This is a genomic window from Acidovorax sp. LjRoot204 (genome assembly GCF_056175785.1).
Map to the genome: position 1 here is coordinate 1 of NZ_JBGFFF010000117.1, position 14,518 is coordinate 14,518.

At 65.9% G+C, this 14,518-nt stretch carries 12 protein-coding genes and 1 pseudogene; all 13 read right to left on the minus strand.

What is annotated here, in order from left to right:
- Window positions 1–4,495, minus strand: a 4,495-nt coding sequence (locus AC04MI_RS18150; RefSeq protein WP_476498336.1) for a phage tail length tape measure family protein, incomplete at its 3' end; no start/stop codon positions are given.
- Between the two features lie 6 nt (window positions 4,496–4,501).
- Window positions 4,502–4,831 carry a DUF1799 domain-containing protein gene (locus tag AC04MI_RS18155; RefSeq protein WP_476498337.1) on the minus strand — a complete coding sequence of 110 codons (330 nt, stop codon included), beginning with the start codon at window positions 4,829–4,831 and terminating at the stop codon, window positions 4,502–4,504.
- An 89-nt stretch (window positions 4,832–4,920) separates the two neighbouring features.
- Entirely contained in the window at window positions 4,921–5,256 is a 336-nt protein-coding gene (locus AC04MI_RS18160; RefSeq protein WP_476498338.1) for a hypothetical protein, read from the minus strand.
- Window positions 5,257–5,399: 143 nt separating this feature from the next.
- On the minus strand, window positions 5,400–6,050 hold the full coding sequence (locus AC04MI_RS18165) for a phage tail tube protein (RefSeq protein WP_476498339.1): 651 nt from the start codon (window positions 6,048–6,050) through the stop codon (window positions 5,400–5,402).
- Between the two features lie 25 nt (window positions 6,051–6,075).
- Window positions 6,076–6,516: a hypothetical protein gene (locus tag AC04MI_RS18170; protein WP_476498340.1), complete on the minus strand. Its 441-nt coding sequence runs from the start codon at window positions 6,514–6,516 to the stop codon at window positions 6,076–6,078.
- The gene (locus tag AC04MI_RS18175) at window positions 6,513–6,812 is read right to left on the minus strand and encodes a head-tail joining protein (protein WP_476498341.1); all 300 of its coding nucleotides are present in this window, start codon (window positions 6,810–6,812) and stop codon (window positions 6,513–6,515) included. The genes AC04MI_RS18170 and AC04MI_RS18175 overlap by 4 nt, the downstream gene beginning before the upstream one ends.
- 44 nt (window positions 6,813–6,856) lie before the next feature.
- Window positions 6,857–8,725, minus strand: coding sequence for a phage major capsid protein (locus AC04MI_RS18180; protein WP_476498342.1), 1,869 nt, complete (start codon window positions 8,723–8,725; stop codon window positions 6,857–6,859).
- A gap of 122 nt (window positions 8,726–8,847) precedes the next feature.
- Window positions 8,848–10,329 carry a phage portal protein gene (locus AC04MI_RS18185; protein ID WP_476498343.1) on the minus strand — a complete coding sequence of 494 codons (1,482 nt, stop codon included), beginning with the start codon at window positions 10,327–10,329 and terminating at the stop codon, window positions 8,848–8,850.
- A gap of 5 nt (window positions 10,330–10,334) precedes the next feature.
- Window positions 10,335–10,892 carry a hypothetical protein gene (locus AC04MI_RS18190; protein ID WP_476498344.1) on the minus strand — a complete coding sequence of 186 codons (558 nt, stop codon included), beginning with the start codon at window positions 10,890–10,892 and terminating at the stop codon, window positions 10,335–10,337.
- A 65-nt stretch (window positions 10,893–10,957) separates the two neighbouring features.
- Window positions 10,958–11,323, minus strand: a complete 366-nt coding sequence (locus tag AC04MI_RS18195) for a Mor transcription activator family protein (protein ID WP_476498345.1) — start codon at window positions 11,321–11,323, stop codon at window positions 10,958–10,960.
- Window positions 11,317–13,374, minus strand: a complete 2,058-nt coding sequence (locus AC04MI_RS18200; RefSeq protein WP_476498346.1) for a phage terminase large subunit family protein — start codon at window positions 13,372–13,374, stop codon at window positions 11,317–11,319. The genes AC04MI_RS18195 and AC04MI_RS18200 overlap by 7 nt, the downstream gene beginning before the upstream one ends.
- Window positions 13,371–13,916: a hypothetical protein gene (locus AC04MI_RS18205; protein WP_476498347.1), complete on the minus strand. Its 546-nt coding sequence runs from the start codon at window positions 13,914–13,916 to the stop codon at window positions 13,371–13,373. Before AC04MI_RS18205 ends, AC04MI_RS18200 begins: the two co-directional genes overlap by 4 nt.
- A gap of 180 nt (window positions 13,917–14,096) precedes the next feature.
- Window positions 14,097–14,518 (minus strand): annotated as a pseudogene (locus AC04MI_RS18210) (hypothetical protein); the annotation flags it as partial.

The window sequence follows — 14,518 nt, forward strand, 5'->3', positions numbered from 1 at the left end:
AGCCAGCACCGCCACTGCTGCTGCCGCCGCTGCCGCCGATCTTTTCAGGCTTCAGATTGCCGATCTCGCCCTTGTCCGGGAACATGAGCTTTTCAAGGCTCTTGACCGCATCGGCCACGCTCAGGGTGGCCTCGTATGTGCCATTGGCAATGTCGATCTGCTGCTTCCAGTAGTCGAGCGTCTTGTCCAGCTGCTTACTTTGGGCCTCCAGCTGTTTCACAGTGAGCTCGGCGCTGGTGAGCTGCTTGCCGGTCAGGCCTTCCAGCTCCGACAACTTACCCGCCAGCACCAGCGCGGCATAGTCGCGCTCAGCACTGTTGCCGAAGCTGTTCTGGTCCAGGCCGCCGCGCGCCGCGCTGATAGCTTCGTCCAGTTGCGTCTGGTCTGGCAGGTAGCCGGTGGTGCGGGCGGCCACCAGCGCCTGGTTGATGAAGTCGTTGCCCTGCGCCGCCAGCATCGAGCGGGTGGAATCCACTTCGTCGTACAGCTCGCGCACGTTGGACTTGAGCAGGTCGAACAGGCCGCTCATGTTGCTGGCCACGTCCTGCGCCACATCGATCTGCGACTGCAGCGCCTCTTTCTCCTTGGCGATGGCGCGCTCCAGGCCGCGCAGTGCCTTGTCGCGGGCGTCGGCCTGCTCTTTGGCGACGCGGGCGGCTGCTTCGTCGGCGCTTTCGTTCAGCTGGGCGAACGTGCCAGACAGGGCCAGCAGCGTGGCGGCCGTCTTGGAGGCGTCCTTGCCGATGCCCAGCACCTCGGCGTTCACGTCGATCAGCCCGGCAAGGCCTTTGTCGAACGCAGCTGGGTCCAGACCTTTGGCCGCCAGGTCGCTGACGCCAGCCAGGAACCCGTTGAGCTTGCCTGCCAGGGCTGGGTCTGCCTGGGCGTTGCCCAACAGCGCTGGGTTGATACCCGACACGATGCTGCGTGCACCGGCATCGGCCAGGGTGAAGCCGTCTTTGCCAGCGCCTGCGATGGCGTCGCCGATCTGTTTGGACAGGGAGGCGCGGGCCTTGTCCTGCACATCGACCTGCTCCAGCGTGCTCTCCACCAGGCGGCTGAACTCCTCGCGGTTCTTGGGCACGTCGATGCCCAGCGCGGCGAACTGCTTGTCCAGTTGCTTTTGCAGGTTGGCCCGCTTCTGATCTTCTGTAGTGAAGTTGTCGTAGTAGGTGTTGAGGTTGCTCTGCAGCTTGTCGAACCCACCCGAAGCGGCAGCAAGACCTGCAGCGGCGTCGAATCCTATCTTCGCCAGTTTGTCCAGGCCCATGGCCTCGAATGCGCTGGTGAGGTTCTGCACCCCCACGATTTGGGCGTTGATGGACTCCAGCAGCGCGTTGGCAGCCTCTTCGCTCAGGGCCTCGGCATCCACGCCCTTGAGCATCTTCTGCACCGTCTGCGGGATGTCGGTGACGGACTGCAGCGCCTGGATGGTGGACTGCTTCAGGTCGAGCGTGAAGTTCTCCAGCGCGGTCTTGAAGTCGGGGCTGTTGGTGCTGAACTTCTCGTACAGCGTGCCCGCGTAGTTGTCGCCCTTGCCGCTTTCGCCGAAGGTGGTGCCATCCGACAAGACGCCGCCCGCAAACACCCCGCCCCGGCCCTTGCTGGACGTTTCCAGGCCCGCAGAGAAACCGGTCAGCGTGGCCTTGCTGCCCAGCGCCTTCAGGAAAGCATTGATGCCGCTGGCCGTGCCCGAGACCGCATCGCGGATAGCCTGCTCGTTCTGCACCGGGTCGCCCTCCAGGCGGTAGGCCTGGCCAGCGATCAGCGCGTTGCGCTGGCCATTGGAGAAGTCGCGGTCGAACTGCTGGCCCTGGTAGGTGTAAACCTGGTCGCGGCGCTGGTTGGTCACAGTGCCGTCGAACGACACGCCGAACTGACCGCCGGTGCGGGTTTCGCCCTTGGTGGCCTTGCTGATGGCAACCAGGGCGCCGATGCCAAGCGCAATTGGCCCCAGCACGCCCATGATGGTGCCCAGACCGCCAGCCGTAGCCCCAGAGCCAATCAGGCCGCCACCCAGCTGCAAGCCGCCGATGATGTTGCCGCTCATCAGCTGCCCGAGGCCGGTTGTGATGCCGGCGCCGAAGTTGCCAGCCAGCGCACCCACGCCGCTGAGAATGCCCCCAGCGCCACTCAGGATGCCGCCCCCGCTGGCCGCTGACGTAGCTGCCCCGGCTGTACCCGCCAGGCCCAGCGCGCCCGTAATGGCACCTGCCACAGGGTTGATGATGGCGCTGATGATGGGCCGCAGCACCAGCGTCTTGAACATGTTGACGACAGTGTCGCGCAGGTTTTTGGCGAAGCCCTTGCCCGACTCGAAGCCGCGCAGCAGTGCGTCGGTGAGCGAGCGCTCGATGGTTTCTGACGTGCGCGTGAAATCGTCCTGGATGACCTTGTTGACGGCGGCGGAGCCTGATACGCGCTGAATCTCGCGGGCCTTGATGCGCAGCTGCTCTTTCTCTTCTTCTTTGGCGCCGGATTGGTCAATCTTCTCCAGCTCACGGGCCAGAGCCAGTTCAGACTGGCGCAACGCGACGATCTTGGCGCGCTCCAGAGCCGACAGGCCGGTGAGGCGCAGCTCGTCCTGGTACAGCGCGGCCTGCTGGTTGGCGGCGGCCAGCTCGCGGTCCAGGGATTCATTCATCTCCTTGAACCGGCCTTCGGCGCGGGCGGCGTTCAGGCGCTCCTGCGCCTGAATCTGCGCCTCCAGCGCGGCAATGAACTTGTCGCTGAAGCTGTCGGAGGCCTGGGCCTCGGCCATGCGCGATTTGAGGGCGGCCAGGGCCAGCTCATCGATGGCGGCGGCGCCCTTGCCGTACACGGCGTTGGCGGCCTGCTGTTTGTCGGCCTGGTCTTGCAGGGCGTCAGCAGCCTTGAAGGTGCTCTCCACCAGCTTGGCGTATTCGTCGGTGGACTTTTTGACGGCCTTCTGGCGCTGCTCTTCAGCCGCTGCCGCGCGCTGCACCAGGCCGAGCTTCTCAGCTTCTACCAGGGCCAGCTCTTTGTTCGCAAGGGTAGTACCGGTGATGCTGGTCTTGAGGTCTTGTTTGATCTTGAGCGCCATGCGCTCGCCCTCGTTGAGCTTGGCACCCTCCAGGCCTTGCGTGCGCAGGGCCTCGATGTATTTTTCGGTCTCGGTGATCTTGGCCTTGATGGTGGCGAGTTCGGATTCACCAGGACCAGCACCGCCAGAGCCCGCCTTCTTGCGGTATTCCTCACGGATCTGGTTCAGGCGCTCCTCGATCTGCGCCTGCGACTTGTTTGCTGCCAGCCCCTGCTCACGCGCAACAGCGAGCTCGCGCTCCAACTTTTGCTTATCGCTCAGGTACTTGAGACCCGCTTGGTCGAAAGCCGCAGTTGCCACCACCGCCTCGCCGCGCTTGCGCTCCTCTTCTGCAGCGGTGCGCGATGCATAGGCGATCGCCTCCAAGGAGGCCGCCTCCGCCCCGAGCGAGGTGAGGCGACTTTTCAGGCGGGCTTGCTCTGCCGCGTTTGTCCTGCCCGACCCAACGCCGACTGCAGCACCACCTTCAGTGGTGGCAAAGCCCTTGCCGCCCTGGAGCTGAGCCTCGGTGGCGCTGATTTCCTTGCGCACCTGGGCAAGCCGGTCCAACGTGGTCTCAGCGCGCCCCACGTTGAGCATGGCGTCCCAGCCGCCCTTTGCCGCGTCTTTGATCGCAATCCATCCGCGCTCGATGCTGCCCAGGTTGCGCTGGATCTCGGAAGATCGACTGGTGAGGGCCGTTGCGTACGCCTGCTGAGCGACGGCCGCCGCCGCAGCGGACTTGCCCTGATCGTCCAGGCTCTTGATCTGTTCGTAGGTGCTCTTCGTGAGGAAGTTCATTCCCTCGTTGAGCTTGAGCACGGACGCGAGCGGGTCCCCCTTAAGGGACGCAAACTGCTCGGCGGTCTTGCTCGCCGCCTGCCCGGTGGCACGCTCCCAAAGCACTGCGGACTGAGAAGACTCGCGCAGCAGTTCGTTCGACACCTTGCCGGTCGCCACAAAGGCCGCCAGCGACTCAGCAGCCTTGCCCTGGGTGCCTGCAATGGCGCTGATTTCCTGCGCATAGCCCTTGAGCTGTGCGGCCGTGGTGCCCGCAGCATTGCCGGTGGAAATCATCGACAGCCGATACGCGTCGGCCTCAGCACTCCCCTGCTTGTACGCCAGAGCCAGCGTGACACCCGCAGCCGCAGCCACAGTGAAGGGATTGACCAGCCCCACCACATACCCGCCCAGCGCCTTGGCAGCGTTGCCCGCACCGCCAAACATGTCCTTGAGCTGGCCGCCCTGCTGCAGGAACACGGTGAGCGGCTGCTGGCCGCTGGCCAGGCTGGTGACGATGTCGGTGAACTGTGCCGGCACGCCACGCAATGCGGCGGCCGTCTGCTTGGCGGACACACCAACGGAGTCCACCCCGCCAGCCACACGGCGCAGTCCGGCCTCGACCTGCGGAGCGCCGTCGAGGCTGAGGGTGATGCCAATGGGTGCGGTCATGCAGCGTTACCGGTTGGTGGGTGGCGGTGGGTCTTTGGCGCGCAGCTCGCTCCAGGCCTCCAGGCATGCGAACTCGCAGGCCTGCAGGCAGGCGAACAGCTCGCGCCGCTCGGGGCCGGGCTCAATGCCCTGTTCATCCAGGTAGGCGCGCACGCCGGTGTAGTCGAGGCCCGTGGCGCCTGCCACGCCGGCGCGCCACTGCGTTTGCAGCTGCTGCCAGTGGCCCCATGCGTCCACGCATTCGGGCCAGAGGTAAACGAAGTCGCCCCCGGGGTCCGGCTCGCCCTGCGCATCAAACGCACCAACGGCCGCCAGCTGCGAGAGCAGCCCGCCCATGGGGCTGGACGGGTCTGGACCCGGCTGCTGTGGCTGTTGGGCAGAGTGGCGCGCATGGTTGTGCTCAGCGATCCGGCGGGCGACCTGGGCTAGTTTTTTTCCTTGGCGCCGTTCTCGCGCATGTAGGTGTGCCAGGCCAGCGCAGCAACGCCCGGGATCTTGCTGAGGGCCTGCCACGCCTCGGAGGTGTAGGGCACGGCCTGGTTGTCTTTGTCCTTGACGCCGGACCAGTCTTCAATGACATCGGCCATGAAATCGACGTAAACGTAGGAGCCGTCTTCGTTCTTTTTGGCCTGGATTTCTTCGGTGTCCAGGCGCTTGCAGGTGAGGGTGAAGTCGAACGGCTGGTCCACACCGGCTTCGTTCTTCATGGACCCCTTGACGGGGAACTTGACCTTAGGGGAGACAACAATGGAGATAGACATGGGAAAAGCCCGATCAAAGGCCCGATGGGAAGGGAGTGCGCGGCGTGCCCGCTCGGGCAAAGACGGAGCCAGTGGGCTTTGCTGCCCACCGTGCCGCGCACGAAACCATGCGCATGCCGGGGTGCGGCATGCGCGGTGCGCGATCAGCTCGCGTAGACGGTGGGGAGGTTTTGCGCCTCGATGGACACAGGGGTCTGCACCACGCCCTGGGCCTGGCCGGTGGGCACGCCTGCGGCACCCACATAGCCGGTCATCAGCATCTTTGCGCCGGTGCCGAAGCGCAGGCGGATGGCGCGCTTGGTCTTGGACTTGTAGGCCTTGTTGCACTCCACAAAGCCGGGGTCCGTCAGGTCAAAGAAGTTGGTCATGGCCAGCGTGAGGGGCGCGGCAATGGTGGGCACCTGCTTGCGCACCTGGTCGTGGATGGTGGTGACATCGGCCTTTTCGTAGTCGCCACCGCTGGGGCTGATGCTCTGCACGGTGCTGAAGGAGGCGCCGAAGGTGATGATCTGGTAGCTGCCGTTGATGAAGGTGTCGTACAGCGTGGTGTCTTCGCCCTCCAGCTCGAACGTCTTGGCGGTGGTGTTGACGTTGGCGATGCGAAAGATGCGGTCATTCACCTGGCTCATGCCGTTGGCCGAGATGGCGATGTAGTCACCGTTGCTGGGGTTGATGCCACCGCTGTACGTGGCCACGCCCATGGCGGCCTTGCTGATGGCGGTGATGGTGACGGCAGCAGCCAGTGCGGTTTGCACGTCGATGCCTACGTTGGTCCAGAAGATGGGGTTTGCCATTTGAGTTACCTCGTTGGAAGGGGAATCAGAAGAAGGTCGCAGCCGCCGTGACGTGCCGCACGTAGAAAGTCACCGTGGCGCAGGCGGTTTGGTCGCCGTCCACGTCGAAATCCCAGGACACGCCCTGGGGGTCGATGGACCCCACCAGGCCGCCGAGGGAGGGGTCTTGCATCAGCCGCTGCACGGCCGCGCCCATGAGTTCGTCCACCGCCACATCCACCGGGCTGGCGGTGGTGCCGCGTGCGTAACAGTCCACCGCCACGGCGGTGAGCCACAGCGCCATGGCGCCCTGCCCCACCGATGCGTCGCGCTCTGCCTGGGCTGGCCGCACCACGATGGCCGTGGCCATCTGCTGCGGTACCACCCGGGCACGGGCGCGAAACACGTTGGGCGACACGGGCGCAGCGGCCTGCAGGGATTCCTGCATGGCGCCGAGCACCTGGGCGAACTTGGTGGGGGTGGTCATACGACCTCCAGCAGCAGGCGGGTGATGCCGGTGCCGTCAGGCTGGGCATCTGCTACCAGGTAGGGCACTGCAGAGCCATCGACCGTTACCACCACGCTGACGCCCACCGGGTTGGCGGGCACCTGAGCACTGGGCAGGGTGATAACCGGCTGTGCAGTGACCATGCCGAGCGGGCCGACAGAGCCAGAGCCCGCAGGTGCATCGAAGATGACAGGCACATCGGCACCACCGGCAAAGCTCGCCGTGGTGGCGAAGTCTGCGGTGCTGAAGAAGGCGCTGATGTCTTCGGTGAACATGGTGCGGGCCTGGGTAGCGGTCTATGGCGGTGTGTGGTGCTGGCTTAGGCGGTCAGCAGGTCCACAACGGTGGCGAAAGACACGGTGTTGCGCAGGGCAACGTCCACGTCTTGCAGGGCCACCACACGCACGGTGCCGGCGGCGCTGCCCGTGTAGGGATCGACCATGAGGTCCAGGCCACCCCACATGCCGATGACCAGGTCGGCCCAGTTGCCGAAGATGGCGGCCGAGCACACACCGGAGCTGGTGCCCTTGGTGAGGTTGGACGGCACGGCGTTGGTGACCGCAGCGCGGTAGCCGTTGACAGGCGTATCGCCACCATCCCAGATGAAGCCGTTTTGACCCGAAACCTTGCTGGTGGCCTTGAGCTTGCCGCGCACCTTGGCGTTGGTGAGATAGGCCAGCGTGCCCACGTCGGCATTAGCCACGGCCACAGCAGACTCCAGGTCGATGACGTTTTGCCAGGTGGGTGCGGCGCCGTTGGTGCCTGCAACCACGGTGGGCGTGGATATCTGCGTCAGGATGCCGCTGGGCTGGTTGGATGCACCCGTGCCGTTGATAGCGGCCTGCTGAATGGCCAGGCCCAGGATGGTGGCGAGGTCGCTCTGCACCATGGCCTCGACATCCAGGCTGGTCTGCAGCAGCAGGCGGCGGGCGATGTCGGTGAAGGCACCCACCGTCTTGGGGGTCAGAGTGACCTGGCCGACGGTTTGCTGGCTTTCGGTGGGTGCCACGTTTTCAGCCACCCAGTAGGCAGAAGCCGAGCCGGTGAGCTTGGGAATGGCGACATTGCCCACCAGGCCGGTGAGCATGCGTGTGCCCAGGCCGTCGATGACCATGGCATTGCGCAGGATGTCGATGAAACTGCCAGTGAGCAGATCCGTGGCAACCAAATTGCCGCCTGCCGTAGGGGTGCCCACCAGCAAGTCGCGGCGCTGCACTTCGTTGGGGACCATGAAGCCGCGCGCCTGCTTGCCCGCCTTGGCGGAAGCAGCGTCGGAGCATTCACGCTCGAAAGCGGCTGCGCGCTGAGCGGCAGCATCAGTGGGGTTAGCCAGCGCGTTCAGAGCGCGCATCAGGCTGTACTGCTTGACCTCGCCCTTTTCCATGCCGATGTCGGCAGTGGGCACGGGCTTGCTGGCCATCTTGGCGATGGCTTCGCGTTGGAACTGCTCGACTGTCAGGCCGCGCTGAATGGCGTCCATCGCCAGCTCGGCGCCGCCGGGGATGCTGTTTGCGATTTTGGAGATTTCGGCAGCGTGGTTGCGCTGCTCGACGACTTCGACTACGGGATCAGGCATGGTTTTCACCTCGGGTTCGGATGGGGTTTGGGTGGGGGTGGTGGCTTGCGGTGCAGGGGCTGCGTCTGGCGCTGGTGTGTCAGCGCCATCGAGGCTGCGGCCTACGCCGACGGATGCGTCAGCGGGAACGCTGACCAGCGAGACTTCAAAGGGCTCCCAGTCGGTGACGCGGTAGGTTTCCACACCTTCTACGGTCTCGACCAGCTGCGCTTTGTGGACCATGTAGCCGACAGACACGTTGCGGCGGATGCCGTCGCGCACGTCGTTCCACACTTCCTCTGCACGAGCGCTTTTTCCGAAGCGCACCACGGCGCGGGCAACCCTGTCCGCACCGATCTCGACAGATTCGATGACGCCAACGACATCGCGGGTGTCGTGGTCGCAAAGCAGGTTGGCGCCACTGCGCAAGCGGCCCTGGCGCATGCTGGTGGCAGTGCAGTCCAGGATCTCGACGCCCCAGTAGCGCTGGTAAGGCAGCTCGCTGGCGAAGGCCAGCACAGCGGTGCGGGCGGCTTCGTCAATGGCCTGGCGCTCGACCAGAAATGCACGCTCTGCGCGACCCTTGGACAGGTGCCGGGCGACGGTTTCAGGGAGTGGTGCTGTGCTGCTCATGCCCGCTATTGCAAGCGGGGTGAGGTGACATTTGTAAGGGGTGAAATGTCACCTACTCGCACCGCGCGCCACAATGCAAAAGGCCCGCGCTGGGCGGGCCTTGTGGCGGGAAACCTTGCTTGCTACGGCGCAGGCACCGCAGGTGCCGCAGCTCCACTGGCACCGGGCAGCGCGTCGTAGGCGGGCAGCTGCACGTTCTTTTCCTTGGCGAGCTTTTGGGCGGCGGCAATGGCGTCTAGCGTGTCTTCGAAGTCGTAGCCCATGGCGCTGCACAGGTCTTGCGGGCTCATGAGGCCGGYGCGCACCTTGAGGATGTTGGCGTTGGTGTCGGCTTGCGGGTCCACCCATTCCCAGCGGCGGGGCTGCCATTCGTGGCGGCTGAACTTTTCGAGCTTGGACGCGGGCAGCGCGCTGCCGTTGGGCATGGTGATGGCGCCCGACATGAGGGACATCTGCAACCAGGCGCGGTAGATGCGCTCCAGCGCCACGTCGATGAACCATTGCTGGTCGCCCATCCACCGGTCGCGCTCTTCGAGCGTGCCGCTGCGGATGCTGGAGAAGCTGACCCCCTCCAAGTCATTGGCCAGGGAGTGGTAGGCCACCCCCCAGCCGCTGGCGATGCGCTGCAGCGTGGTTTTGACGAAGGGGCCAAAGTTCTGCTCGGGGTACTTGCTGTCGTAGGGCGTGAACTGCACGCCGGTGGGCAGTGTGTCGTAGTACCCGGGCTGGCTGACGGTGACGGCCTCGCCGCCGGTGGAGTCTGGCGCGCCGATGGGCGACTGGCCGTCTGGCGTGGTGAAGAAACCGTAATGGTTGGCGCCGTGCTCTGCCGCCAGCAGAGCCGCCAGTTTGAAATTGCCCAGGTGGTGCAGGCTGAGCATGCCGGCCGCCATCCATGGGATGCCGCGCAGCTGTTCGGAGCGCTCCACCTTGAAGCCGTGAATGACATCGTCCAGCGGCAGGCGGATGCGCTGGCGGCTGCTGTGCTGGCCGTCGTTGGGGTGAGCCGCAAAGATATGCACGGCCACCGGGCGGCGGTAGGCGTTGACCTCCACCCCCATGATGACGGTGTTGGCGCCGTGGCGGCCGTTGTAGGTGGTGTCGATGCGGTCCACGTCGATGAGCTGAAGCCCAAAGTTGAACCGGTTGCCAGAGTCAGCGCCACGCACCATGCGCAGCAGAAACTCCCCATCAGAGGGCAACCCACCCACCATGGTTTCGCACATATCCCGGAAATGCTGGTGGCCGGTGACGTCGGCGACAGCCTGCCATTCGTTGTACGCGCGCTCAATGGCGGCGCTGGCCAGGCGGTCGGGCTTGCCCGGGCTGTCTTCAATGCGCACCTGCAGGCGCACGCCGCCGGGGCCGATGATGTTGTCCTTGACCATGCCGACGAACTTTTTGGCGTAGTCGTTATTGCTGCCCAGCTGGCGGCCGCGTGAGCGCAGCGCATCGAGGTCGCTGCGCAGCTCTTCGTTGATGCTCTGGGCGGTGGCCATCCAGTCGGCAGTGAGCCGGTCCATGCGGGCGGCCTGGAAGCGCCGGGTGTGGTGCGAGGCCGGGGCGACCGTGCGGCTGAGCCACTGGCGGGCACGGGTGATCATGCTGGTCATTGGCCGAACCTCACATAAACGCGGGTGTTGCTGGGCAGGCCTGCGGCAATGCGGTCTGCCGCGCCTTCGTTGCGCACCTCGGTCACCAGCCGGTCGTGGTGGGCCCACAGCTCGCTGAGGGTGTAGCGGCGCAGCTGGCGGCCTGCGATTTCGTACTCGGACGCCTTGATGTTGTTGGCGTCGGCCAGATACGCCTTGACGGCCTCCAGCGCCTTGCGGGCGCTGCTGCGGGTGTCTAGCGTGGTGGCTGCGGTGAAGCTGGGGCGCACCGTCATCCGCCCCTCGCCCACCGTGAACACCTGCCCGGCCTTGCTGACCTGGGCGCGCCAGGCGTAGTCGCCAGCCGCCCAGCTGCCGGTGGTGCCCGCCGCTGCGTTGACCAGGTGGTCGGCGCCATCGGCCACAGCATTGATGGTGATTTTGGCGGCGGCGCTGAGCAGGGTGTATTCCAGCGCCCAGCCGTCGCTGGCGGGGTAGTCGGCCAGCGTGCGGCGCCAGATCACGGTGTCGCCCGCGTTGACGGTGGTGGGTTCTGTGGTGGGTGTTGTGGCCATGGAGCGCGTGGTGTTGCAGGCTGCAATCTAGGCCGCGCGGGGTGACATTTGTAAGGGGTGAAATGTCACCCTTGCCCCTTGATGATGCGCAGCACGTGGCGCTGGGTGAGCTGGTACCGGCGCGACAGCAGCGCCACGCGCTCGCCCGCCAGGTAGTCGCGGCGGATGGCGTCGTTGCGGCTGAGCAGGTCAGGCCGGCGGCCCACCCACACCTCATCGCCGCCAAATACCTCGCGCACCTGGGCCTCGGCTGCGCGCAGCACGGCGGCGTTGAGGCGGGGCGCCAAGGCCATGACGCAGCGCAGGGTGTACTCGACCACGTCGTCGCTGTGCTCGACGGTGGCCAGCGCCTGCTGGTCTGCCGTGGTGGCATCGTCGGGCAGCAGGCCCTGGAGCTGCTGCGGCGTGGGTTGGGCGGCGGGTTTTACCATGTGGCTGTAGAGGCGGAAGGCCTGCGGTTGGCGCGCGATGCGAAGGGGTTTGGCTTGTGCTGCACAGGTGCTTTGTCTGCGGCAGCGCTCTTTTCTTCTGGCTTTATTGCTACGCTTTGTGTAGCAAATAGATCATGATTGGCGGGCTGCACGGCGGCCTCCAGCTTTTGCCAGCGGGCGTCGTCGTAGCGGTGGAGGCCGCTAGCCATGGCGGCGTGCAAGGCGTAGTTGCGGTTGTCCAGCTGCTCGTTGCGGGGGCGGCGCTTGATCCACCGGTAGGCCTCGCGGCCGTTGATCTTGGCCAGCACGCGCTGCTCGGCGGTGAGCTGTTCGTAGAACTCGCGGGGCAGTTCGTCGCTGGTGTGCAGGTAGCCGGGGCCAGGCTGGGTGATGGCGAGCTGGCCGAGCAGCAGGTCTTTGGCGGCATCGACGCCGACGCGCCAGAGCTTGATGCCGTTGGGCACCTTTTTGCCGCGCCAGTTGATGTCCTGCGCGCTGCTGGCGCCGAGGATGTTGGTGGCTTCGTTGCCGTCGCCCTTGATGGCGCGCAGGCCGGGCAGGATGTGCTGGGCCTTGGCCACCCAGTTGTAGACGGCCTGAGTCTGGTCGGATGAGTCGATGCTGGCGGCGCTGATGCCCAAGGTGCCGCCGTGCCATTCTTGTGTGTACCGGCGCTGCAGCTGGTGGGTGACGGCGTCCCATTCCTCATCGACGGCGGGGTTGCCCTCGATCACGATCACATCGACCACCCACGACTCCATGCCGCGCCCCCAGGCATAGACGGTGATTTCCCACCGGTTGCGCTGCACGTCCACGCCGGCGGTGAGGTACAGGCCACCCTTGGGCACAGTGCAGAGCTTGTAGGGCTCGGCGCGGGCCTGCAGGGCGTGTTCGTCGGTGCGCTCGCCTGCCAGCTCCCAGGTCTCGCCCAGGGTTTCGTTGACGAACAGCTGCATGGGGCCGACTTCGCCCGCCTCCAGCGCCTTCAGGGCGTTCTCGAACTCGGTGACGATATCGGACCATGCGCGCTGCGGGCTGTAGGCCGTCCACACGTGCACGCCGAGGGTGCGCGGCGGGTTGCAGGGCATGCCTTTGCTGTCGCGCCAGATGCGGTCGGCGCCATAGCGCTTACCTGTGCGCTCGCACACCCAGGCGCCCGAGAGCGGCACGCCGCCCGCAAGGTAGTCGGCCTGGGTGATAGATGCACGGCAGTGCGGGCAGACGTGGTGCACTGTCTCGGGCTTGCCGCGCGTCCACTTGAACCCATGGGCCAGGTTCTTGCCGCCCCAGATCAGCGGATGTTCGAGGCCGCAGCGTGGGCAGTCGATGTGAAAGCGCACCATGCCCTCGGCGTTGTCGCACGCGCGCTCGACATGGCACAGGCCTTTGAGGCGCGGGGTGCTGCCGCCGACGAACTTGGGGTAAGGCGCCCCCTCCAGACGCCCCTTGGCCAGACCGCCTGGGTCGCCGGACTTCTCGATCTGCTGGTCGAAGGCTGACCATTCATCAAGGATGGCCACGGCCACGGTGATGCGGCGGTATGCCCGGGCGGCCTTGCCACCCAGCAGGTGCAGCACGCTGTCGCGGAAGGGCTTGAACTTGATCGTTTCCTCGGTGGAGCGGCCGAGCTTGCGCGCCTTGTTGATGGCGGGCACACCGGTCAGGGGATCGAGCAGCGGGTCGATTTCGCTCTTGACGTAGCTGTCGCGGTCATCATCGGTCGGCTGCCACAGGGCCTGCTTGCGCCGGCGGTGGGCGATGTTGTAGGCCACGAAGGCGGTGACCATCTTGGTGTAGCCGACGCGCTTGGCCTTGCGCACCGCCAGATCCTCGATACGGTCATCGCTCATAAAGTCGAGAATGCCCACCTGGAACGCCCAGGCCTCCCAGGCGCCCTTCTGGTGGCTGCTTTCGCCCGCCAGCTTGAAGTGGTCGCGCGCCCAGTCGCCAAGGCGCTGGGGCGGCTCGGCCCGCAGGCTGTCCAGCCCCATGCGCACCGCCGCCTTGATGGCGGCGGCTGTCTCGGCGTGCAACACGGGCACGGTGGTCATGCGGGCATGCCCTCGCTGTACGGCTCATCCTCGCCAGCGACGTCGGCCAGCATGGCGTCCACGCTGTCAGCCACCAGCCGCTCGGTGGAGCGGATCCACTCATTGCGGGCGGAGGCGATCACCTGCAGCACGGCGGTCTTGGCTTCATCGGGCAGATCGGGGCAGGCCTTGCGCAGCGTGCCCTCCAGCTGGTCGAAACGATCCACCACTGCGCTGGAGGCCTGCCCCAGCACATCGGCCAGCAGACCCACAGGGGCGAATTCACGGCGGGCGACAGCGTTCTTGATGGCCTGGCCTTCGCGCTGCTCGCGGGCCAGCGCGGCGCGCTCCTGCACGAGGTCGAGGCCGTAGGTTTCGCCCAGCCGTCCCGCTGCCTGGTCGCGCAGGCGCTCGCAGTAGGCCACCAGCCACGCGGCAGCGGTATCACCGCGCGCGATCACACCCTCGCTCACCATCTGTGACACGCGCGCCTCGCTCACCCCCACGATCTGGGCGAACTCCGACTGCGATATCACCTGGTCGAGCACGGGCAAAACCTTCACTTCGCACCCCCATGCGCTACCAAATATGGAGCATCAAAGCCATACACCATATTCACTTAACCCCCTTAGCGACCACCCGCAACAGTCTGACAGGGCGGCTCGAATTACCCGCACCTGGGGGGTGGGAGGAGGACCCAAACCGGGGGGTGTTGCGCATCCGCAACGCATCCGAGGCGAGCATCAGGCGACCCTCCGGAGCTGGTGCCACGGGCCAGGGCCAGCGGCATCGAACACGCGCTGGCGGTAGGCGCGGTTGTGCGCACGCAGCTCGTCGTCAGTCCAGGCATTGCCCAGGCCCGAGGTGGCGTACACGATGCCGTGCCGCTCGCCCATGGCCTTGATGCCGTCGAGTGACTGCCACCAGTCCGCAGCCAGGGCAGGCATGGGCAGCGCATCAAACCACTGCTCACCCGAGAGCCAGCCGCTGGCGCGCGGCACATACCGCCCGCCCTCTTCCTGCCAACGCTCAGTTGCTGCCCAGGCCACCACGGCCGCCACGATGCGCGCCTGCAGGGCTGCATCGGGCATGAGCTTGGCCCACTGCCTGCGGGCTGCTTTCTCGCGCTCCTTGCGTGGGTACACCTCCCAGAACGCATCAAAAC